This window comes from Kitasatospora sp. NPDC002040, assembly GCF_040296785.1.
GTDB lineage: Bacteria > Actinomycetota > Actinomycetes > Streptomycetales > Streptomycetaceae > Kitasatospora.
Window position 1 is genome coordinate 64,866 of record NZ_JBEOXV010000005.1, and the last position, 19,637, is coordinate 84,502.

Genomic DNA, 19,637 nt, shown 5'->3' on the forward strand with positions numbered 1-19,637 from the left:
GTCCTTACCGGTTGCTGACCAGCAGGCCGCGGTTGCGCAGCACGCGGCGCTCCAGCGGGCTGAAGAACAGCAGGTCGATGGCGACGCCGACGATCAGGATCAGGATGATCCCGAGCAGGACGCCGGACATGTCGGCGAACTCGCGCTGGTTCTCCAGGTACCGGCCCAGGCCGATGCCGAGGTCGGGGGAGGCGGCGATGAGTTCGGCGGCCATCAGCGAGCGCCAGGAGAAGGCCCAGCCCTGCTTGAGGCCGGCCAGGTAGCCGGGCAGCGCGCCGGGCAGCAGGACGTGCCGGGCCCGGGAGAGGCCGGTGGCGCCCATGGTGCGGCCGGCCCGCAGCAGCAGCGGCGGGACCTGGTCGATGCCGGCCACCAGGCCGTTGGCGACCGAGGGGACGGCGCCGAGCAGGATGACCGCGTACATGGTCGAGTTGTTGACGCCGAGCCAGATCACGGCGGCGGGGACCCAGGCGACCGACGGCAGCGACTGGAGGCCGGAGAGGATCGGGCCGATCGCGGCGCGGACCGGCTTGACCTGGGCGACCAGCAGGCCGATCGGGGTGCCGATGATCACGGCGGCGACGAAGCCGGAGAGGCCGCGCCACAGGCTGGTCCAGACGATGCTGAACAGCGTGCCCTGGCTCCACAGGTCGGTCAGCGAGGCCCAGACCATGCCGGGGCTGGGCAGCTTGTACTCGTCGGTGAGCTCCAGGCTGAACGCGAGCTGCCAGACCAGCAGCACCAGGGCGATCGCGAGCAGCGGCGGCAGTGCCTTCTGCCGGAGCGTGATCAGCAGCGGGGTCCGCTGGGTGACCACGGCGTCCAGGGCGTCCAGGCCGGCGCCGACGTCGGCGGCGCTGCCCTTGTCGAAAACGGGCGCGGGGGCGGTGTCAGTGCTTGCCATGGCGGCGGATCTCCCCACGCAGCTCGTCGGTGATTTCGATGGACAGGTCGGCCACGCCGGCGGACTCGATCCGGCGGGGCTGCGGGAGGTCGATCCGCCACTCCTTGGCGACCCGGCCGGGGCGCGAGGAGAGCAGGACCACCCGCTGGGCGAGGCGGACGGCCTCGCGCACGTTGTGGGTCACGAACAGGACGGTGAGCTTGCGCTCGGCCCAGATCCGGGTGAGCTCGTCGTGCAGCACGTCCCGGGTGATGGCGTCCAGGGCGGCGAACGGCTCGTCCATCAGCAGCACGTCGCTGCCCTGGGCCAGCGCCCGGGCCAGCGCGACCCGCTGGCGCATGCCGCCGGAGAGCTCGTGCACCCGCTTGCCGTGGGCGCCGTCGAGGCGGACCAGCTCCAGCAGGCGCTCGGCCTCGGCGCGGCGCTCGGCCTTGGGGGTGCCGCCGAGCCGCAGTGCCAGCTCGATGTTCTTGCCGGCCGTCAGCCAGGGGAAGAGCGCGTGCTCCTGGAACATCAACGCGGGCCGGTGGCCCGGGAGTTCGATGGTGCCGGCGGAGGGCTGGTCCAGGCCGGCGACCAGGTTGAGCAGGGTCGACTTGCCACAGCCGGAGGCACCGAGCAGGGTGACGAACTCACCGGGCGCGACATCGAGGGTGATGTCGTCCAGCACGTGGGTGGCGGCGCCGGGGCGGCCGAAGGACTTGTGGACGTGTGAGAGCCGCACGGCGGGGGTGCCGCCGGGCACCTCGACGCCCGGGGCGCTCTGCGAGGTGGTCAGTGCCGTGGTCATCCGGGCACCTCCTGGGTGACTGGTCTGGCGGGAAGTTCGGGGCTGGGAGCCGGGGTCCGGCCCCGCCCGGCCCGGCGACGGGCATCGACTGGGCTGGGCGGGGGCACGGACCACGGAGCTTGGGAACGCTGTTACTTGGTGCCGAGTCCGGCGTCCGCCACGGCGGGCGCGTTCTTGGCCTTGAGCACCTTGTTCAGCAGGGTGAGGTCGTAGATCCCGTTCAGGCTCGGCTTCTTGAGCAGACCGGCGGTCACCGCGTTGTCCGCCTCCTTCTGGAGGGTGGTGGCCAGCGGGTCGTCGATGAACTCGATGTCGGCCCAGGCCGGGTCGAGGATGGCGGGCTCCAGCGCGTTGCCGGCCGCCTCCTTGATCGCGGCGTTGGCGGACTCCTTCGCCTTGGCCGGGTTGGCCTTGATGTAGGCGTTGGTGTTCACCGAGCCGCGCAGCACGGCCTCCACCACGTCCGGGTGCTCCTTGAGGAACTTCTGCGAGACGATGATGTTGGTGATCACGAACTTGTTGTCCGGCCAGAGCGACTTCTCGTTCAGCAGCTCCTTGGCGCCGAGCGTGATCAGCTTGGAGGCGGTCGGCTCCGGCACCCAGGCGCCGTCGATGGAGCCGGACTTGTACGCGTCCGGGGTGACCTTGTTGTCCGAGCGGACCACCGAGACGTCACCGGCGCCGGAGTTGGCGTCGACCTTCCAGCCCTTGCCGGCCAGGAAGCTGAGCAGGGCCACGTCCTGGGTGTTGCCGATCTGCGGGGTGGCTATCTTCTTGCCCTTGAGGTCGTCCACCGACTTGATCTTGTCGGGGTTGACCACCAGGCGGACGCCGCCGGAGGCCGAACCACCGATGATCTTCAGCGACTCACCGTTGGACTTGGTGAAGCCGTTGATCGCGGGGGAGGGGCCGATCCAGCCGATGTCGATCGAGCCCGCGTTCAGCGCCTCGATCTCGGCCGGGCCCGCGTTGAAGATCTGGGTCTTGATCTCGGTGGCGCCCAGCTCCTTCTGGAACAGGCCCTCCTTGAGGCCGACCAGCGGGGTGCCGTGGGTCAGGTTGGCGAAGTAGCCGATCTTCACCGTGTCGGCGGAGAGCTTGGCGCCCCCGGTCGAGGCGGCGGCGGCCGGGGTGGCCTTGTCCTCGCTCTTGGAGGAGCCGTAGCCGCAGGCGGTCAGCAGGCCGAGGGCGGTGAGGGTGGCCACCGCGGCGACGGCGGTCCGTCTGGTGCGACCGGGAAGGATCTGGTGCGAAGTCATCGAGTCGTCCTCTTCATGCAGGAAAGAAAGAAAGTCGGATTGAGGCACGGATCGGGTGCCGAGCAAGCCGGGGGCGGCTTCTGCTGTGGGAAGCGGCCACCCCCGGTGACAGGGGGTCAGTGCCCCTGTCCGCCTGCACATCGCGTCAGTCCGCCCTGGCCACTGCCGAGGACGCCGCTGCCGATGCGGCCGCCTTCCTTGTCCATCCCTGAGAACGCTTCGCTGGGCATCAGACCCAGTCCTCCCCGTCAGCGTCGATCTGTACGGTCTCGAACGCCTCGCCCGCCATGCCGGCGGTGAGGGTGGTGCCGTCGGCCGGGTCGATCAAGAGGAACGATCCGGTCCTGCGGTTGTCGGTGTAGTCGTCCAGGGCCAACGGCTCGGCGGTGCGCAGCACCACGTGGCCGATCTCGTTGACCGCCAACCCCTCGGCGCCGGAGCGCTGTTCGAGGGTGTCGATGTCGATCCGGTAGGAGATCTCCTTGACCAGCGCGCGCACCGTCCGGGTGGTGTGCTTGAGCAGCACCTTGGCCCCGATGGTCAGCGGACGCTCGCTCAGGTGGCAGACGGTGGCCTCGACGTCCTTGGTGGGCACCGGAATCGTCCCGGCCGCGATCAGGTCGCCGCGCGAGATGTCGATGTCCTCGGCCAGACGCACCGTCACCGACTGGGGGGCCCAGGCGATGTCGGTCTCGACGCCGAGCGCGTCGATGCCCGCGACCGTGGTGGTGTGCCCGCTGGGCAGCACCGTGACCGGGTCGCCGACCCGCAGCACACCGGAGGCCAACTGGCCCGCGTAGCCACGGTAGTCGAGGTACTCGCCGCTCTGCGGGCGGATCACGTACTGGACCGGGAAGCGGGCGCTCTGGTCGCTCGGGTCGGTGCCGACGGCCACCGTCTCCAGGTGCTCCAGCAGGGTCGGGCCGCCGTACCAGTCCATGTGCGCGGACGGCTCGACCACGTTGTCCCCGGCCAGCGCCGAGATCGGCACGGCCACCACGTCGGTGACGCCCAGCGAGGCCGCGTAGGCGGTGAACTCCTCGGCGATGGCGGCGAAGACGGGCTCGGCGTACTCGACCAGGTCCATCTTGTTGACCGCCAGCACCACGTGCGGCACCCGCAGCAGCGCGGCCACCGCGGCGTGCCGGCGGGTCTGTTCGACCACCCCGTTGCGGGCGTCCACCAGCACCACGGCGAGCTCGGCGGTGGAGGCGCCGGTGACCATGTTGCGGGTGTACTGCACGTGCCCGGGGGTGTCGGCGAGGATGAACCGCCGCCGGGGGGTGGCGAAGTAGCGGTACGCCACGTCGATGGTGATGCCCTGCTCGCGCTCGGCCCGCAGGCCGTCGGTGAGCAGCGCCAGGTCGGGCGCGGTCTGGCCGCGCTTGCGGGAGGCGTGCTCGACGGCCTCCAGCTGGTCCGAGAGCACCGACTTGGAGTCGTGCAGCAGCCGGCCGACCAGGGTCGACTTGCCGTCGTCCACGGATCCGGCGGTGGCGAAGCGGAGCAGCGAGGTGGCGCTGGTCTGGATGGTGGTGCTCATGTTTAGAAGTACCCCTCGCGCTTGCGGTCTTCCATGGCCGCCTCGGACATCTTGTCGTCCGCCCGGGTGGCGCCACGTTCGGTCAGGCGGCTGGCCGCGATCTCGGTGATCACGTCGGCGATGGTCGCCGCGTCCGAGTCCACCGCGCCGGTGCAGGACATGTCGCCCACGGTGCGGTAGCGGATCAGCCGGTTCTCGACCGTCTCGGTCTCCTTCGGGCCGCCCCACTCGCCCGCGGTCAGCCACATGCCGTCGCGCTTGAACACGTCGCGCCGGTGCGCGTAGTAGATCTCCGGGAGCTCGATCTTCTCCCGCTCGATGTACTGCCAGACGTCCAGCTCGGTCCAGTTGGAGAGCGGGAAGACCCGGACGTGCTCGCCGACCGCGTGCTTGCCGTTGTAGAGGCTCCACAGCTCGGGGCGCTGGCGGCGCGGGTCCCAGGCACCGAACTCGTCGCGGAGCGAGAACACCCGCTCCTTGGCCCGGGCCTTCTCCTCGTCCCGGCGGCCGCCGCCGAAGACCGCGTCGAACTTGTGCGACTCGATCGCGTCCAGCAGCGGGACGGTCTGCAGCGGGTTGCGGGTGCCGTCCGGGCGCTCGCGCAGCCGGCCGTCGTCGATGAAGTCCTGGACGCTGGCCACGTGCAGCCGCAGGCTGTGCTGCTGCGCGACCCGGTCGCGGTAGGCCAGCACCTCGGGGAAGTTGTGGCCGGTGTCGACGTGCAGCAGGGCGAACGGGACCGGCGCCGGGTGGAACGCCTTCAGCGCCAGGTGCAGCATGACGATCGAGTCCTTGCCACCGGAGAACAGGATCACCGGACGCTCGAACTCACCCGCCACCTCGCGGAAGATGTGCACCGACTCCGCTTCCAGCGCGTCCAGGTGGGACAGGGTGAACGGGTTCTCGGTGTCCAGCGGGCTGTGCGTGGCGATCGTCATGCCAGGCCCCTCTCGGTCAGGAAGGCGTACAGCTCGGCGGCGGACTCGGCGACCTCGCGGCCCTGGGTCTGCAGGCGCAGCTCCGGGTCCTGCGGAGCCTCGTACGGGTCGTCGACCCCGGTGAGACCGGAGATCTCGCCGGCGGCCTGCTTCGCGTACAGGCCCTTGACGTCCCGCTCGGAGCAGAGCTCCACCGGCGTGGCGACGTGCACTTCGAGGAACGCGGTGCCCAGCGCCGCGTGCCGCTCGCGGACCGCGGCCCGGGAGTCGGCGTACGGCGCGATCACCGGGGCGAGCACCTTCACACCGTTGGCGGCCAGCTTCTCGGCCACGAAGCCGATCCGGGCCACGTTGGTGTGCCGGTCCTCCTTGCTGAACCCCAGCCCCTTGGACAGGAATTCACGGATCTCGTCACCGTCCAGGACCTCGACCTTGTGGCCCTCGGCACGCAGCCGCTCGGCCAGTGCGAAGGCCAGCGTGGTCTTGCCCGCGCTGGGAAGCCCGGTCAGCCACACGGTGGCGCCGCGCTCGCAGACGGCGGCCTGCGGGGCCGCCTCTGCGGCTCCGTCGGCGGCCAGGGTGTCGGCTGTGCTCACGGTGTTCTCTCCTGAGTGGTGGTGATGGTGGATCAGGTGGATCAGAGGTGGATGCCGCACTCGGTCTTGCCCGAGCCCGCCCAGCGGCCGGCCCGGCCCTCCTCGCCCTCGCCGGGCTTGGCGGTGCAGGACAGCGGCGAGCAGCCGACCGAGGTGTAGCCCTCCCACAGCAGCGGGTTGAGCAGCACGCCGTTGGCGTTCACGTACGCGTCCACGTCCGCCTGGGTCCAGCGGGCGATCGGGGCCAGCTTCACCTTGCGGCGCTTGGCGTCCCAGGCCACCACCGGGGTGTTGGCCCGCGACGGGGACTCGTCCCGGCGCAGCCCGGTGGCCCAGGCGTCGTAGCCGCCGAGCCCCCGGTTGAGCGGCTCGACCTTGCGCAGCGAGCAGCACAGGTCCGGGTCGCGGTCGTGCAGGTTCGCGCCGTACTGGGCGTCCTGCTCGGCCACGGTCTGCAGCGGCTTGAGCGTGATGACGTTGACCGGCATCACCGCGGCCACCGCGTCCCGGGTCCCGATGGTCTCGGCGAAGTGGTAGCCGGTGTCCAGGAACACCACGTCCACGCCGGGGAACACCGAGGAGGCCAGGTGGGCCACCACCGCGTCCTCCATCGAGGAGGTGACGCAGAACCGCTTGCCGAAGTGCTCGGCCGCCCAGCGCAGGATCTCCTGCGCCGGTGCCTCCTCCAGCTCGACGGCGGCGGCGTTCGCCAGCGCCTCGTAGTCAGTCGCGAGACTCATGTGCCGTACCCCCGTTGGTGGCTGACAGCAGGCCGAGGAACTTCAGCTGGAACGCCCGGCGGCAGGCGTGGCACTCCCAGGAGCCGTGCCCGGCCTCGGACGGGCGCAGGTCCTCGTCCCCGCAGTACGGGCAGTGGAACGGTGCGGCGCGCTCGCTCATGACAGCTGCTCCTCACTGGCCCGGGCGGTCCACTGGGCGAACCGCTCGCCCTCGTTCTTCTCCGCCTGGTAGCGGGTCAGCACGCGCTCGACGTAGTCGGGCAGGCCGTCCTTGGTGACCTTGAGGCCGCGGACCTTGCGGCCGAAGCCGGCCTCCAGGCCCAGCGCGCCGCCCAGGTGAACCTGGTAGCCCTCGACCTGGTCGCCGTTCTCGTCCGTCACCAGCTGGCCCTTGAGACCGATGTCCGCGACCTGGATCCGGGCGCAGGCGTTCGGGCAGCCGTTGATGTTGATGGTGAGCGGCTCGGCGAAGTCCGGCAGGCGGGTCTCCAGCTCGTCGATGAGCGTGCGGCCGCGCTCCTTGGTCTCGACGATGGCGAGCTTGCAGTACTCGATGCCGGTGCAGGCCATGGTGCCGCGGCGGAACGTCGACGGGGTGACCCGCAGGTCCAGCGCCTCCAGGCCGGCCACCAGCGACTCGACCCGGTCGGCCGGGATGTCCAGCACGATCATCTTCTGCTCGGCGGTGGTGCGCAGCCGGTCCGAACCGTGCTCGGCGGCCAGGTCGGCGACCGCGCCGAGCAGCTTGCCGTTGACCCGGCCGACCCGCGGCGCGAAGCCGACGTAGAAGCGGCCGTCCTTCTGCCGGTGCACGCCGACGTGGTCGCGCCAGATGCCGCTGGGCTCCTTCGGCGCGGGGCCGTCGACCAGCTTGTACTTGAGGTAGTCGTCCTCCAGCACCTGACGGAACTTCTCCACGCCCCAGTCGGCGACCAGGAACTTCAACCGGGCCCGGTTGCGCAGGCGGCGGTAGCCGAAGTCGCGGAAGATCCCGATCACGCCGCCGTAGACGTCGGCGACCTCGTCCAGCGGGACCCAGGCACCGAGCCGGACGCCCAGCTTGGGGTTGGTGGAGAGCCCGCCGCCGACCCAGAGGTCGAAGCCGGGGCCGTGCTCGGGGTGCTCGACGCCGACGAAGGCGATGTCGTTGATCTCGTGCGCCACGTCCAGCAGCGGCGAGCCGGAGATCGCCGACTTGAACTTGCGCGGCAGGTTGGAGAAGTCCTTGTTGCCGATGAACCGCCGCATGATCTCGTCGATGGCGGGGGTGCCGTCGATGATCTCGTCCTCGGCGACGCCGGCCACCGGCGAGCCCAGGATGACGCGCGGGGTGTCACCGCAGGCCTCGGTGGTGGAGAGGCCGACCGCTTCCAGCTTCTGCCAGATCGCGGGCATGTCCTCGATCCGGATCCAGTGGTACTGGACGTTCTGGCGGTCGGTCAGGTCCGCGGTGCCGCGGCCGTACTGCTCGGAGACCTCGGCGATCGCCTTCAGCTGGGCCACCGTCAGGCGGCCGCCGTCGATCCGGACCCGGAGCATGAAGAACTCGGCGTCCAGCTCGTGCGGCTCCAGGATCGCGGTCTTGCCGCCGTCGATCCCCTCCTTGCGCTGGGTGTACAGACCCCACCAGCGCATCCGGCCGCGCAGGTCGGCCGGGTCGATCGAGGAGAAGCCGTTCTGGGCGTAGACCGTCTCAATGCGTGTCCGCACATTGAGACCGTCGTCGTCCTTCTTGAACTGCTCGTTGGGGTTGAGCGGGGTGCGGTGGCCCATGCCCCACTGGCCCTCGCCGCGGTGGCGGGTCACCTTGCGGGCGGCGGCGGGACGGCGCGCCGGGGCGGCGTCGACCGGGGGCTCGACCGGTTCGGGGGTGGGGGCCATGGTGAAGTCCTTACGGCAGTGGCTCTGGTGGCGGCTGTGAGCATCCAGGCACGGCACTGCTGTGACCTGCGGTTTCCGCGAGGCTATGGGAAGCAGTGACCTTGCCGGGGGCTCGCACATCCGCTGCGGCGGGGACGGCGAGGTGATGGGCGCCGGGGTGCGGTGGTGGCGGCGGGGTGGGGCTCAGGTCACCGGACAGATGGCGCTGGACACACGGAGGAGATCGACGTGAAGTCGACCTACTAGGGTGGTTCCGGCGCTCGGCATGGACAAGAGATTCGCACGGCGCGCGGTCCCCGGTCCACCGTCGTCCGCATAGTGGACGGTCTGGTTTCACGGAGTGAGACTTTGGTGCTGCGCCGCACGCCGGAGCGGTGCTGAGGGAGCATCAGGCGCCTCGTCCGCCCGGGCCCCGGGGACCGATACCGTAGGGGCGTGCAACCAGCAGGGGAACCCATCAGGACGGCAGCCGAGCGGCCATCGCGACGACGCGGCAAGGGCGGGCGGCGCGCACGCCGGTCGACCTGGCGCCAGACGGTGTGGAGTCTGCTCAAGGACACCACCAACACCTGCGTGGAGTACCGCGTCACCGGCCTCGCGGCCGAGGCGGCGTTCTTCACCCTGCTCTCCATCCCGCCGCTGCTGCTCTGCCTGGCGGGCACGCTCGGCTACCTCGACGACATCCTCGGGGCCGGCACCATCGAGCGGCTGGAGAACGACATCATCACGGCGGCCGGGGCGGTGCTCTCGCCGAAGTCGGTGGACCAGACCGTGCGGCCGCTGCTGGACAGCGTCTTCAACGAGGGCGGCCGGCCGGACCTGATCTCGATCGGCTTCCTGCTCTCGCTCTGGTCCGGCTCCCGGGCGCTGTACATCTTCATCGACACCATCACCGTGATGTACGGCCTGGACGGCAAGCGCGGCCTGGTGAAGACCCGGCTGATGTCGCTCGGCCTCTACCTCGGCGCGCTGGTGATCGGCTCGCTGGTGCTCCCGCTGCTGCTGACCGGCCCCGGGCTGGTGCTGAACGCGCTGCCGCAGTGGTCCGGGCTGGTCGACGCGCTGTACTGGCCGGTCGCGATCACGCTGCTGATCGTCTTCCTCACCACGCTCTACCACGTGGCCGTCCCGGTCTCCACGCCCTGGCGCGAGGACATCCCCGGCGCGCTGGTCGCCCTGGTGGTGCTGGTGGTCTGCTCGGTGCTGCTGCGGATCTACCTGGTCAGCTCGGTCGAGGGCAAGTCCGTCTACGGCTCGCTGGCGGCGCCGGTCGCGGTGCTGCTGTGGATCGGTGTGGTCGCGCTCGCGGTGCTGATCGGCGCCGCGATGAACGCCGCCATAGACCGCCGCTGGCCGACCGTGCAGACCGCCGACGCCCGGGCCGAGAACGAGCGGGCCAGCGAGGAGGCCGCCGCCGCCGTGGTCCGCGAGGCCACCGCCCGGCGGGTGGTCGAGCGGGCCAGGCTGGCCCGCGAGCTCGGGCTGGGCGAGGGGCACGAGGACGACCTGGAGGACGACGACGAGGGCCACGTGCCGTCCGAGTACCCCGAGCGCTGGGCCGACTTCCTGCAGCCGGGCAACCTGCGCGGCCGGCTCGCCGCCGGCGGCACCCACCGCCGCCGGCCGCCGCCACCGCCCCCGGACACCGACCGGCCGACCCCGCGCGGGCCGTGGGACGGGCGGTAGCAGCGGCATCGCCGCAGGTCAGAAATAGGATGCGCCGGTCCCGACCGGTCCGGTAGCGTGCTTCTCCGTTGGCGCCCGTGGGACGAAGCGGGCCGGATCAGGAAACAGGAGGTGAGCCTCGTGGCTGTCACCCAGGTCACGGCTGCCCAGGCAGCTCTCGCGCACACCTCCTCCGTCCCGGCCGTCGGCTGACCAGGCAGTAGCAACCCACGCAGCAGCCGCCGCCCACCGGGATGCATTCCTCCCGAAGGGCCCCACCGCGTTGTCCTACGCACCTCTTTCCCAGCACACCCCTGTCTTCGCCGACTACGGCTGGACGTCCGAGCTCGACGAGCTCTTCGCCCCCCTCGCCGAGGGCGGGCTCACCCCTGCGCGGATCACCCGGGTCGACCGGGGTCTCTGCGACGTGCTGTTCGCCGACCCCGAGTCGGGCGAGCTGCGCACCGTCCGCGCCGACATCCGGCCGGTCCGCGACCCGGACCCGGCCAACTGGGCCTGCACCGGCGACTGGGCGGGCATCGACCTGACGGCCGCTCCGATGCCGACCGTCTCGGCCCTGCTGCCGCGCTCCACCGCGGTGATCCGCAAGACCGCGGGTTCCCGCTCCGAGGGGCAGGTGCTGGCGGCCAACGTCGACACCGTCCTGATCGCCTCCTCGCTCGCCGCCGACCCCGACCTCGGCCGGATCGAACGCTTCCTGGCCCTGGCCTGGGAGTCCGGCGCGATGCCGCTGGTCGCGCTCACCAAGGCCGACCTGGTGATCGACGCCGAGTTCGTCAAGGCCGACGTCGAGCAGATCGCCCCCGGCGTGACCGTGGTGGTGGTCAGCGCCGAGACCGGCGAGGGCATCGACGTGCTGCGGGCCTGCCTGGGCACCTCCACGGCGCTGCTCGGCCAGTCCGGCGCGGGCAAGTCGACCCTCACCAACGCCCTGATCGGCACCGAGGTGATGGCCGTTCAGCAGACCCGCTCGGTGGACGAGAAGGGCCGGCACACCACCACCACCCGCGAGCTGATCCCGCTGCCCGGCGGCGGGGTGGTGATCGACACCCCCGGTCTGCGCGGGGTCGGCCTGTTCGGCGGCGAGGGCCTGGCCCAGGCCTTCGCCGAGATCGAGGAACTGGCCGGTGAGTGCCGGTTCCACGACTGCGGCCACCGGAGCGAGCCGGGCTGCGCCGTGCAGGCCGCCGTCGCCGACGGGGTGATCGCCGAGCGGCGCTGGGACAGCTACCAGAAGCTCCAGCGCGAGAACGAGTGGATCGCCTCGCGCACCGACGCCCGGCTGGCCGCCGAGCGCCTGAAGAAGTGGAAGAGCATCACCAAGACGCACCGCGCCATGGGCGGCTCGCCCAAGAAGTGAGACCGCGAGCGGGCCGCTGCCCCGGAGTCAGGATCCGGAGCAGCGGCCCGCGTTCGGGTCCGGCCGCGACTCAGCGCGGCAGCCGGCCGGTGCGGATCACCTCGGCGTACCAGCGGGCGCTGTCCTTCGGCGTCCGGCGCTGGCTGGCGAAGTCGACGTGCACCATCCCGAAGCGCTTGCCGTAGCCGTACGCCCACTCGAAGTTGTCCAGCAGCGACCAGAGGAAGTACCCGCGCACCGGCACCCCGTCGGCCGCCGCCCGGCGGACCGCGTCCAGATGCCCGTGCAGGTAGGCCACCCGCTCCGGGTCGTGCACCGCGCCGGACGGGTCGCTGTAGTCGTCGTACGCGGCGCCGTTCTCGGTGACCAGCAGCGGCAGGCCCGGCAGGTCGTCGCGCAGCCGGGTGAGCAGCTCGTACAGCCCGTCCGCGTCCACCGGCCAGCCCATCGCCGTCCGGCTGCCCTCGGCGGGCAGGAAGCGGACACCCGCGTCGGCGGGCCAGGGGGAGAGCTCGCCCGCGTGGCCGTCCTGCCGGGGGGCGGGGTCGGCCGGGTCGTCGGCGGCCACCACGGTGGGCGTGTAGTAGTTGATGCCGAGCGAGTCGATCGGGCGGGAGATCTCCGCCAGGTCGCCGTCGTGGACGAAGGACCAGTCGGTGACCTCCGCCGTGTCGGCCAGCACGTCGGCGGGGTAGCTGCCGTGGAAGACCGGGTCGAGGAAGATCCGGTTGGCCAGCCCGTCGATCCGGCGGGCCGCGTCCAGGTCGGCCGGTTCGGCGGTGAGCGGGCGGACGGCGGCCAGGTTGAGGGTGAGCGAGACCTGCGCGGCGGCGGGCAGCTCGGCCCGCAGTGCGCCGACGCCCAACCCGTGTGCGAGCAGCAGGTGGTGATGGGCCGTCAGGGCTTCGGCCGGGCTGGTCCGGCCGGGGGCGTGGACGCCGGAGCCGTAGCCCAGGAAGGCGCTGCACCAGGGCTCGTTCAGCGTGGTCCAGGTGCCGACCCGGTCGCCGAGCCGGCGGGCGGTCAGGCTCGCGTACTCGGCGAAGCGGTACGCCGTGTCGCGGTCGAGCCAGCCGCCCCGGTCCTCCAGGGCCTGCGGCAGGTCCCAGTGGTAGAGGGTGGCGACCGGGGTGATCCCCTTGGCCAGCAGCTCGTCCACCAGCCGGTCGTAGAAGTCCAGGCCCGCCTCGTTGCCGGGACCCCGGCCGTCGGGCTGGATCCGCGGCCAGGCGAACGAGAACCGGTAGGCGCCCAGGCCGAGTTCGGCCATCAGCGCGACGTCCTCGCGGTAGCGGTGGTAGTGGTCCGCGGCGATGTCGCCGGTGTCGCCGTTGCGGACCTTGCCGGGGGTGCGGCTGAAGGTGTCCCAGATCGACGGGGTGCGGCCGCCCTCGGCGGCGGCACCCTCGATCTGGTACGCGGCGGTGGCCGCGCCCCAGACGAACCCGGGCGGGAACTCGGCGGGGAGGTCGGTACGGACGGGGGCCGGTAGGGCTTCTACGGACATGTCGCCTTCCATGGGTACGAGAGTAGGTGGGTCAGCCCTTGACGGCGCCCTGCATGATGCCGCCGACGATCTGACGGCCCAACAGGGCGAAGACCACCAGCACGGGGAGGGTGCCGACCAGGGTGCCGGCCATCACGATCGACTGGTCCGGGACGTAGCCCTGGCCGAGCGACTTGAGCGCGACCTGGACGGTCGGGTTCTGCGAACTGAGCGCCACCACGGGCCAGAAGAAGTCGTTCCAGGTGGCCATGAAGGTGAGCATCCCGAGCACCGCCATGCCGGGGCGGGCCACCGGCAGCACGATCGACCAGAAGATCCGCAGACTGGAGGCGCCGTCCATCCGGCCGGCCTCGATCAGCTCGTCGGGCAGGGCCTGGACCAGGAACTGCCGCATGAAGAAGACGCCGAAGGCGGAGACCAGCGCGGGCAGGATCACCGAGGGCAGCTTGTTCTGCAGGTCCAGCTTCACGATCACCATGAAGAGCGGGATCACGCCGAGCTGCGGCGGGATCATCATCGTGCCGACCGTGATCGCCAGCAGCAACCCCCTTCCACGGAACCGGAGTTTGGCGAAGGCGAAGCCGGCCAGCGTGGAGGAGAGCACCACGCCCGCGGTCACCGCCGCCGAGACGATCAGCGAGTTGAGCAACGCCGTTCCGATGTCCGCCTGTTGCAGCGCCTCGGCGATGTTGTGGAACAGGTTCGGACCCGGCGTGAGCGCCGGAGTGGCCGCGCTGAGCTCGGAGTTGGAGCGGCTCGCGGCCACCAGGGTCCAGTAGAACGGGAACACGAAGACCAGGGTGGCGGCGATCAGCACGCCGTAGGCGAGCGGGCCGCCCTGGAGGGGGGAGCGTCTCTTCAACACGGGGTCACCGGTCCGTACGGTTGCGCCGGGCCGCGATGGCCGCGTTGACCAGGGCCAGTACGACGATCAGCAGGAACATCACCCAGGCCACGGCGGCGGCCCGGCCCAGGTGGAAGAAGGTCCAGCCCTGCTCGTACAGGTAGAGCCCGAGGGTCTGGTACTGGTGCGAGATGCCGCCGCCCGCGTTGCCCTCGTACAGCAGCGGTTCGCCGAACAGCTGGGTGGCGCCGATGGTGGAGACCACCACGGTGAAGACGATGGTCGGCCGCAGACCGGGCACGGTGATGTGGCGGAACTGCTGCCAGCGGGAGGCGCCGTCGACCGAGGCGGACTCGTACAGCTCGTTCGGGATGGACTGCATCCCGGCCAGGTAGATCAGTGCGTTGTAGCCGGTCCAGCGCCAGGTGACGATGGCCGAGACGCCGAACTGGGAGGCCCAGGTGTTCGCCTGCCAGTCCACCGGGTTCAACCCCACGGTGGAGAGCACCCAGTTGATCAGCCCGTAGTCGCGGCCGAACAGCTGGGCGAAGACCAGGGTGGCCGCCGCGACCGAGGTGGCGTACGGCATCAGCATCGCGACCCGGAAGAAGGTCCGGCCGCGCAGGCGGTAGTTGAGCAGATGGGCCAGGCCGAGCGCGAGCAGCAGCTGCGGGACGGTGGAGAGCACCCCGATGGTGAAGGTGTTGCCGAGCGCGTTCCAGAAGTACGGGTCCTCGAACAGCCGGGTGTAGTTCTGGAAGCCGAGCCAGTCCATCCGGTCCGCCGTCTGCAGCTCCACCCGGTGCAGCGAGACGTACGCGGTGTACAGCAGCGGGAACAGGCCGAAGGCCGCGAACAGGACGAAGAACGGGGCGAGGAAGCCGTACGGGGCGAGCCGGGCGCCCCGGCGCGCGCGGGCCGGGACGGTGCCGGGCGGCGCGGGGGCCGGCGGGGCGGTGAGAGTGGCCATGGTGGGTCCTTCGGTGGTCACCCCGGCCCCGGGGCGGGCAGCGCCCCGGGGCCGGAGTCGATCGGACGTCAGTTGCCGCTGGCCTTCTTGACGTTGTCCAGGGCGTGCTGCCAGGCGGTGGCGGGAGCGGTGGCGGTCCGCTCCACCTCGCCGAGCGCGTCGGTGAACGCCTTGCCGACCACACCGTCCTCGGTGCCGAGCACCTGGGCGGGCATGTTCGCGGCCGCCTCGCTGAAGATCTCGCCGATCGGGGCGTTGTTGAAGTAGGGGTCCTTGAGACCCTTGATCTCGGTCTGCGCGCCCGTGCTGGACGGGAAGGAGCCCTGCTTGGTGAAGAGCTTGACCTGCTGCTCCTTGGCGTTCAGCCACTTGATCAGCTCGGCCGCCTGCTTCGGGTGCTTGGCGGTCCGGGGGACGGCCAGGTAGGAGCCGCCCCAGTTGCCGGTCTTGCCCGGGCCGGGCGCGATGTCCCACTTGCCGGCGAAGGCGTCGCCCGCCTGGCCCTTGATGTAGCCGACCATCCAGGCCGGGCAGCTCAGGGTGGCGAACTTGCCGGTGGTGAACGCCTTGTTCCACTCCGGGGTCCACTGCGGCAGCTTCGCGGAGAGGCCGTCGGCGACCAGCTTGGTGGCGTCCGCCCAGGCGGTCTTCACCGCCGGGCTGCTCTCGTGCACGGCCTTGCCGCTCTCGTCCGCGTAGCGGACCTTCTGCTGGCCGACCTCGGCGGTGAACATGCCCGCCGCGCTGTCGGTCCAGGCGTTGCCCGGGGCCGCCTTGGCGACGTACTCCTTGCCGAGCGCCAGGTAGCCCGCCCAGTCGGCCCACTTGGCGGCCAACTCGGTGCGGTCGGTGGGCAGTCCGGCCTCCTTGAAGAGGTCGGTGCGGAAGCAGATCGCCTCCGGGCCGACGTCGGTGCCGGCGGCCAGCACCTTGCCGTCGGCGGTCTTCGCCGCGGCGGCCTTCCACGCCACCAGGCCGTCGTTGACGTCACCGGCGCCGATGGTCCTGAGGTCGGTGAACTTGTCCGCCTGCTTCTGCATCACGCTGGCGATCCGGCCGACCTCCAGGCCCTGCACGTCGGCCAGGCCGCCGCCGCCGGCCAGCTTGGTCTGCAGCGCCTGCCAGTACTGGCCCTCGTCCTGGGTGTCGCTCTGCTTGATGGTGATGTTCGGGTGCAGCTTCGTGTACTCGTCGTACAGGCCGGCCTCCTTGAACCCGAAGGTGCCGAACAGGTCGACGGTCAGCGTCACCTTCTCGTCGGCGTCCTGCGAGCCGGTGCCGGCGGAGCTGCAGGCGGAGAGGAGCAGAGTGGCGGCGAGCGCGGCACTGCCGAGGGTCGCGGCGGTGCGGCGGGCTCTGAAGGGGCGCATGGGGATGCCTCCTGGCGCGGCTGAGTGGAGTTCGGGGCGGCCGGTGCCGAGCGCCTTCTGAGAGCGCTCTCAACCGCTGGGAGGAGCGTGCCGGGGTCGCCGTACTCCCGTCAAGTAGTCGAAACCTGAACGTAACCTTGGGGGTTGGGGGTGCCTCGCTTTCGAGAACTGAAGTCGACGAGGTTTCGCCAGATCGCGTTCGAGGCGTTGACACCCCTTGTCGGGCGCCTCTACGGTCCGGGGCTTGAGAGCAGTTTGAGAGCGCTCTCACATCCCCCACTCCCACCCGAGGTGTCAGACATGAAGCCGCCACGCGCTCGGTCTCCGAGACGTCTGGTCCGCCCGGTCGCGGCCTTCGCCGCCGCTGCGCTCACCGCCGCCGCGCTCACCGCCACGGTCGGTTCCTCCACCGCCTCCGCCGCCACGATCAAGGTGGGCCTCGGCGGGTACACCGACACCCGCCCGGCCGGCACGATCGGCCCGAGCAACTCCGACGGGGCCCCGCTCACGCCCAAGGTCACCGCGAAGATGGCCGGCCAGGCCGCCCCCACCAACGACTGGTGGTCCTCGCTGATCTACCAGCGCTACGCGGGCAACCCCTACTCGGAGAACCTCTACGCGCACCCCTTCACGTTCAAGGCCGCGGCCGGCGGCCTCGAGGTCGGCTACCCCACCAACCCGACCATCACCCCGGACGGGCGCCAGTACGAGTTCGCCCACACCAAGGACCTCACGGTGGGCGTGGCCGGGCTGAACGCCCCCGACACCAAGGTCGACGGCTGGACCGACTGGACCGTCACCCCGCAGTGGACCGACGGTGCGCACACCCTGTCGGCCACCATCGGCCACGGCCTGCCCTACGTCTACGCGCACGCCACCGGCGGCGCCGCGCAGATCACCGCCGCCGGTACCCCAACCGTCTTCTCCAACCAGGGCAACGTGCTCGGCATCACCGTCGGCGGCCACCACTACGGCCTGTTCGCGCCGACCGGCACCAGCTGGAACGTGAACGGCACCGTGCTGAGCGCCGCGCTCGGCGCCAAGGACTACTACTCCGTGGCCGTGCTGCCCTCGCCGAACGACCTGGCCCTGTTCCGCACCTACGCGTACAGCTTCGTCACCGACACCAAGGTCGCCTGGAACTACAACGCGGGCTCGGTGACCACCAGTTACACCGCCACCACGACCGCCCAGGAGGGCAGCCAGACCGGCACCCTGCTGGCGCTCTACCCGCACCAGTGGAAGGCCAGCACCGACCCGCTGACCGCGCTGAGCTACACCTCGCCGCGCGGGCAGATGAAGGTGCGCCAGGGCAGCGGCTTCAGCACGGTGATGAACGCCGACGCAATCCTCCCCTCGCTGCCGGACGCCGGCAGCCAGGACCGGGCCGCGCTCGGCGCGATGGTCCGCGAGGTGGCCAACGCGAGCGACCCGTTCATGGGGGCCAGTGACACATACTGGACCGGCAAGGCGCTCGCCCGCCTCGGCCAACTGGTGCCGATCGCGGACCAGTTGGGTGATGCCACCACCCGGGACAAGCTGCTCGGCCTGATGAAGGGCCGGTTGCAGACCTGGTTCGCCGGCACCGGCTCGACCGTCTTCGCGTACGACACCGTCTGGAAGACCCTGATCGGCTACCCCGCCTCGTACGGCAGCGACGGCGAGCTGAACGACCACCACTTCCACTACGGCTACTACATCCAGGCCGCCGCCACCGTGGCCCGCTACGACGCCGCCTGGGCCGCCGACTCCGCCTGGGGCGGGATGGTCAAGCTGCTGGCCAAGGACGCCGCCAACGCCGACCGCTCCGACACCCGCTTCCCCTGGCTGCGCAGCTTCGACCCGTACGCGGGCCACGGCTGGGCGGCCGGCCACGCGGCTTTCGCGGCCGGCAACAACGAGGAGTCCTCCTCCGAGTCGCTCAACTTCAGCGCCGGACTGATCCTCTACGGCTCCGCCACCGGCGACACCGCGCTGCGGGACCTGGGCATCTACCTCTACACCACCGAGTCGCGGGCGGTGGAGCAGTACTGGTTCAACGCCGACCAGTCCGCCTTCCCGGCCTCGTTCGGGCACCAGACGGCCGGCATGGTCTGGGGCAGCGGCGCGGCCTACTCCACCTGGTGGACCGCCAGCCCCGGCATGATCCACGGCATCAACTACCTCCCGATCACCGGTGGTTCGTTCTACCTGGCCCGTCGTCAGGACGACATCAAGGCCAACCTGGCCGAGCAGAAGGCCAACAACGGCGGGGTCCTCACCGACTGGCGCGACCTGGCCTGGGAGTTCCAGGCACTGGCCGACCCGGCCGCCGCCAAGGCCAACTGGGATGCGGGCAAGGACGGTTACACCCCCGAGGAGGGCGAGACCAAGGCGCACACCTACCACTGGATCTACAACCTCGCCGCCCTGGGCACGCTCGACCCGGCGGTGACCTCGGACCAGCCGACCTCGGCGGTCTTCGTCAACGGGGGCACCCGTACGCACGTCGCGCACAACTATGCGACCACGGCGCGGGCGGTGCACTTCTCGGACGGCTACACGCTCAACGTGCCGGCCCGGTCCACCGCCAGTGAGCGGGGGAGCTTCCAGGACGGCGGGTCGGGTGCGACTCCTTCGCCCTCGCCGTCCCCGTCCCCCTCGTCCTCGCCGTCCCCCTCGGCCTCTCCGTCCCCGTCCCCGTCTCCGTCGACCTCGGTGCCGCCGACCAGCGGCAGCACCTTCTACCTCCAGCCCGGCGGCGGCCTGACCACCGGCTACGGCACCGGTGCCGCCGTCAGCACCGTCGCCTCGGCGGGCGGCACCAACCACGACGGCACGCCCTACCAGCCCACCGTGTTCGAGCTGCGCAACGTCAACGGCACGCTGCGGGCGGGTGCCGCAACGGAGTTCGACCTCTACCTGGACGCGGGCTCGGCCGTCGGCCTCGGCCAGCAGGTCCGGATCTCGTACGACCTGACCGGCAACGGCAGCTTCGACCGGGTGGAGACGTACCGCTACTTCGCCACCGACCCGGTGGCCGGCTGGGAGCGCTACTCGGCCACCGCCGGTCTCACCGCCGCGACCGGCAGCCTGGGCAACCTGGCCAACGGGACGGTGAGGGTGGAGGTCTGGTCCGCGATCGGCAACGGCCCGGCCCAGCTCCGCACCGGCGCCACCCAGGCCCAGGGCAACGCCTCGGTGCTGCGGATTCCGTTCAACTGACCGTCAGTTCACCGACCGGCCCCGGACAGCTGCTGCCCGGGGCCG

17 protein-coding genes are annotated in these 19,637 nt (G+C 71.1%); 3 read left to right on the forward strand and 14 right to left on the reverse strand.

All coding sequences use genetic code 11. The annotated features are described in order from the left end of the window. Window positions 1-4: 4 nt before the first annotated feature. The 10 genes from ABT118_RS15520 to ABT118_RS15565 form a co-directional block, all read right to left on the reverse strand. On the reverse strand, window positions 5-904 hold the full coding sequence (locus tag ABT118_RS15520) for an ABC transporter permease (protein ID WP_350668760.1): 900 nt from the start codon (window positions 902-904) through the stop codon (window positions 5-7). Continuing rightward, window positions 891-1,694, reverse strand: a complete 804-nt coding sequence (locus ABT118_RS15525) for an ABC transporter ATP-binding protein (protein ID WP_350668762.1) — start codon at window positions 1,692-1,694, stop codon at window positions 891-893. The genes ABT118_RS15520 and ABT118_RS15525 overlap by 14 nt, the downstream gene beginning before the upstream one ends. Window positions 1,695-1,825: 131 nt before the next feature. Next, complete coding sequence (locus ABT118_RS15530; RefSeq protein WP_350668765.1) at window positions 1,826-2,953, reverse strand: aliphatic sulfonate ABC transporter substrate-binding protein; 1,128 nt, start codon at window positions 2,951-2,953, stop codon at window positions 1,826-1,828. A 229-nt stretch (window positions 2,954-3,182) separates the two neighbouring features. Further along, the gene (locus ABT118_RS15535; protein ID WP_350668767.1) at window positions 3,183-4,496 is read right to left on the reverse strand and encodes a sulfate adenylyltransferase subunit 1; all 1,314 of its coding nucleotides are present in this window, start codon (window positions 4,494-4,496) and stop codon (window positions 3,183-3,185) included. A 2-nt stretch (window positions 4,497-4,498) separates the two neighbouring features. Continuing rightward, the gene (cysD, locus tag ABT118_RS15540; RefSeq protein ID WP_350668770.1) at window positions 4,499-5,434 is read right to left on the reverse strand and encodes a sulfate adenylyltransferase subunit CysD; all 936 of its coding nucleotides are present in this window, start codon (window positions 5,432-5,434) and stop codon (window positions 4,499-4,501) included. Then, complete coding sequence (gene cysC / locus ABT118_RS15545; RefSeq protein WP_350669206.1) at window positions 5,431-6,012, reverse strand: adenylyl-sulfate kinase; 582 nt, start codon at window positions 6,010-6,012, stop codon at window positions 5,431-5,433. The genes cysD and cysC overlap by 4 nt, the downstream gene beginning before the upstream one ends. A 59-nt stretch (window positions 6,013-6,071) precedes the next feature. Then, window positions 6,072-6,770: a phosphoadenylyl-sulfate reductase gene (locus ABT118_RS15550; RefSeq protein ID WP_350668773.1), complete on the reverse strand. Its 699-nt coding sequence runs from the start codon at window positions 6,768-6,770 to the stop codon at window positions 6,072-6,074. Beyond that, window positions 6,754-6,930, reverse strand: coding sequence for a hypothetical protein (locus ABT118_RS15555; RefSeq protein WP_350668777.1), 177 nt, complete (start codon window positions 6,928-6,930; stop codon window positions 6,754-6,756). The genes ABT118_RS15550 and ABT118_RS15555 overlap by 17 nt, the downstream gene beginning before the upstream one ends. Further along, on the reverse strand, window positions 6,927-8,651 hold the full coding sequence (locus ABT118_RS15560; protein WP_350668781.1) for a nitrite/sulfite reductase: 1,725 nt from the start codon (window positions 8,649-8,651) through the stop codon (window positions 6,927-6,929). The genes ABT118_RS15555 and ABT118_RS15560 overlap by 4 nt, the downstream gene beginning before the upstream one ends. A 183-nt stretch (window positions 8,652-8,834) precedes the next feature. Continuing rightward, window positions 8,835-8,918, reverse strand: coding sequence for a putative leader peptide (locus ABT118_RS15565; RefSeq protein WP_310593185.1), 84 nt, complete (start codon window positions 8,916-8,918; stop codon window positions 8,835-8,837). Between the two features lie 270 nt (window positions 8,919-9,188). Here ABT118_RS15565 and ABT118_RS15570 point away from each other — a divergent pair, with 270 nt between their 5' ends. Next, window positions 9,189-10,337 carry a YihY/virulence factor BrkB family protein gene (locus tag ABT118_RS15570; RefSeq protein WP_502884558.1) on the forward strand — a complete coding sequence of 383 codons (1,149 nt, stop codon included), beginning with the start codon at window positions 9,189-9,191 and terminating at the stop codon, window positions 10,335-10,337. Between the two features lie 262 nt (window positions 10,338-10,599). After that, a complete protein-coding gene (gene rsgA / locus ABT118_RS15575) occupies window positions 10,600-11,697 on the forward strand; it encodes a ribosome small subunit-dependent GTPase A (RefSeq protein WP_350668790.1) in 1,098 nt (365 codons plus the stop codon). Window positions 11,698-11,767: 70 nt separating this feature from the next. On the opposite strand, the gene ABT118_RS15580 is transcribed toward rsgA, so the two are convergent. From ABT118_RS15580 to ABT118_RS15595, 4 genes are all read right to left on the reverse strand, one after another. After that, a complete protein-coding gene (locus tag ABT118_RS15580; protein WP_350668794.1) occupies window positions 11,768-13,204 on the reverse strand; it encodes a GH1 family beta-glucosidase in 1,437 nt (478 codons plus the stop codon). A gap of 31 nt (window positions 13,205-13,235) precedes the next feature. After that, window positions 13,236-14,069 carry a carbohydrate ABC transporter permease gene (locus ABT118_RS15585; protein WP_350668798.1) on the reverse strand — a complete coding sequence of 278 codons (834 nt, stop codon included), beginning with the start codon at window positions 14,067-14,069 and terminating at the stop codon, window positions 13,236-13,238. A gap of 4 nt (window positions 14,070-14,073) precedes the next feature. Continuing rightward, a complete protein-coding gene (locus ABT118_RS15590) occupies window positions 14,074-15,018 on the reverse strand; it encodes a carbohydrate ABC transporter permease (protein WP_350668805.1) in 945 nt (314 codons plus the stop codon). A gap of 68 nt (window positions 15,019-15,086) precedes the next feature. Further along, a complete protein-coding gene (locus ABT118_RS15595; protein ID WP_350668808.1) occupies window positions 15,087-16,388 on the reverse strand; it encodes an ABC transporter substrate-binding protein in 1,302 nt (433 codons plus the stop codon). Between the two features lie 300 nt (window positions 16,389-16,688). Between ABT118_RS15595 and ABT118_RS15600 the strand changes: the two genes are divergently transcribed. After that, entirely contained in the window at window positions 16,689-19,592 is a 2,904-nt protein-coding gene (locus tag ABT118_RS15600; RefSeq protein WP_350668812.1) for a glycosyl hydrolase, read from the forward strand. Window positions 19,593-19,637: the final 45 nt, after the last annotated feature.

Excerpts from the sequence above, each read along its gene's own strand:
- ABT118_RS15595 (WP_350668808.1), bottom strand. The coding sequence starts at position 16,388 with ATGCGCCCCTTCAGAGCCCGCCGCACCGCCGCGACCCTCGGCAGTGCC.
- cysD (WP_350668770.1), bottom strand. The coding sequence starts at position 5,434 with ATGACGATCGCCACGCACAGCCCGCTGGACACCGAGAACCCGTTCACC.
- ABT118_RS15580 (WP_350668794.1), bottom strand. The coding sequence starts at position 13,204 with ATGTCCGTAGAAGCCCTACCGGCCCCCGTCCGTACCGACCTCCCCGCC.
- ABT118_RS15530 (WP_350668765.1), bottom strand. The coding sequence starts at position 2,953 with ATGACTTCGCACCAGATCCTTCCCGGTCGCACCAGACGGACCGCCGTC.
- ABT118_RS15565 (WP_310593185.1), bottom strand. The coding sequence starts at position 8,918 with ATGCCGAGCGCCGGAACCACCCTAGTAGGTCGACTTCACGTCGATCTC.
- ABT118_RS15525 (WP_350668762.1), bottom strand. The coding sequence starts at position 1,694 with ATGACCACGGCACTGACCACCTCGCAGAGCGCCCCGGGCGTCGAGGTG.
- ABT118_RS15535 (WP_350668767.1), bottom strand. The coding sequence starts at position 4,496 with ATGAGCACCACCATCCAGACCAGCGCCACCTCGCTGCTCCGCTTCGCC.
- ABT118_RS15555 (WP_350668777.1), bottom strand. The coding sequence starts at position 6,930 with ATGAGCGAGCGCGCCGCACCGTTCCACTGCCCGTACTGCGGGGACGAG.
- ABT118_RS15550 (WP_350668773.1), bottom strand. The coding sequence starts at position 6,770 with ATGAGTCTCGCGACTGACTACGAGGCGCTGGCGAACGCCGCCGCCGTC.
- ABT118_RS15590 (WP_350668805.1), bottom strand. The coding sequence starts at position 15,018 with ATGGCCACTCTCACCGCCCCGCCGGCCCCCGCGCCGCCCGGCACCGTC.
- ABT118_RS15520 (WP_350668760.1), bottom strand. The coding sequence starts at position 904 with ATGGCAAGCACTGACACCGCCCCCGCGCCCGTTTTCGACAAGGGCAGC.
- ABT118_RS15600 (WP_350668812.1), top strand. The coding sequence starts at position 16,689 with ATGAAGCCGCCACGCGCTCGGTCTCCGAGACGTCTGGTCCGCCCGGTC.
- ABT118_RS15560 (WP_350668781.1), bottom strand. The coding sequence starts at position 8,651 with ATGGCCCCCACCCCCGAACCGGTCGAGCCCCCGGTCGACGCCGCCCCG.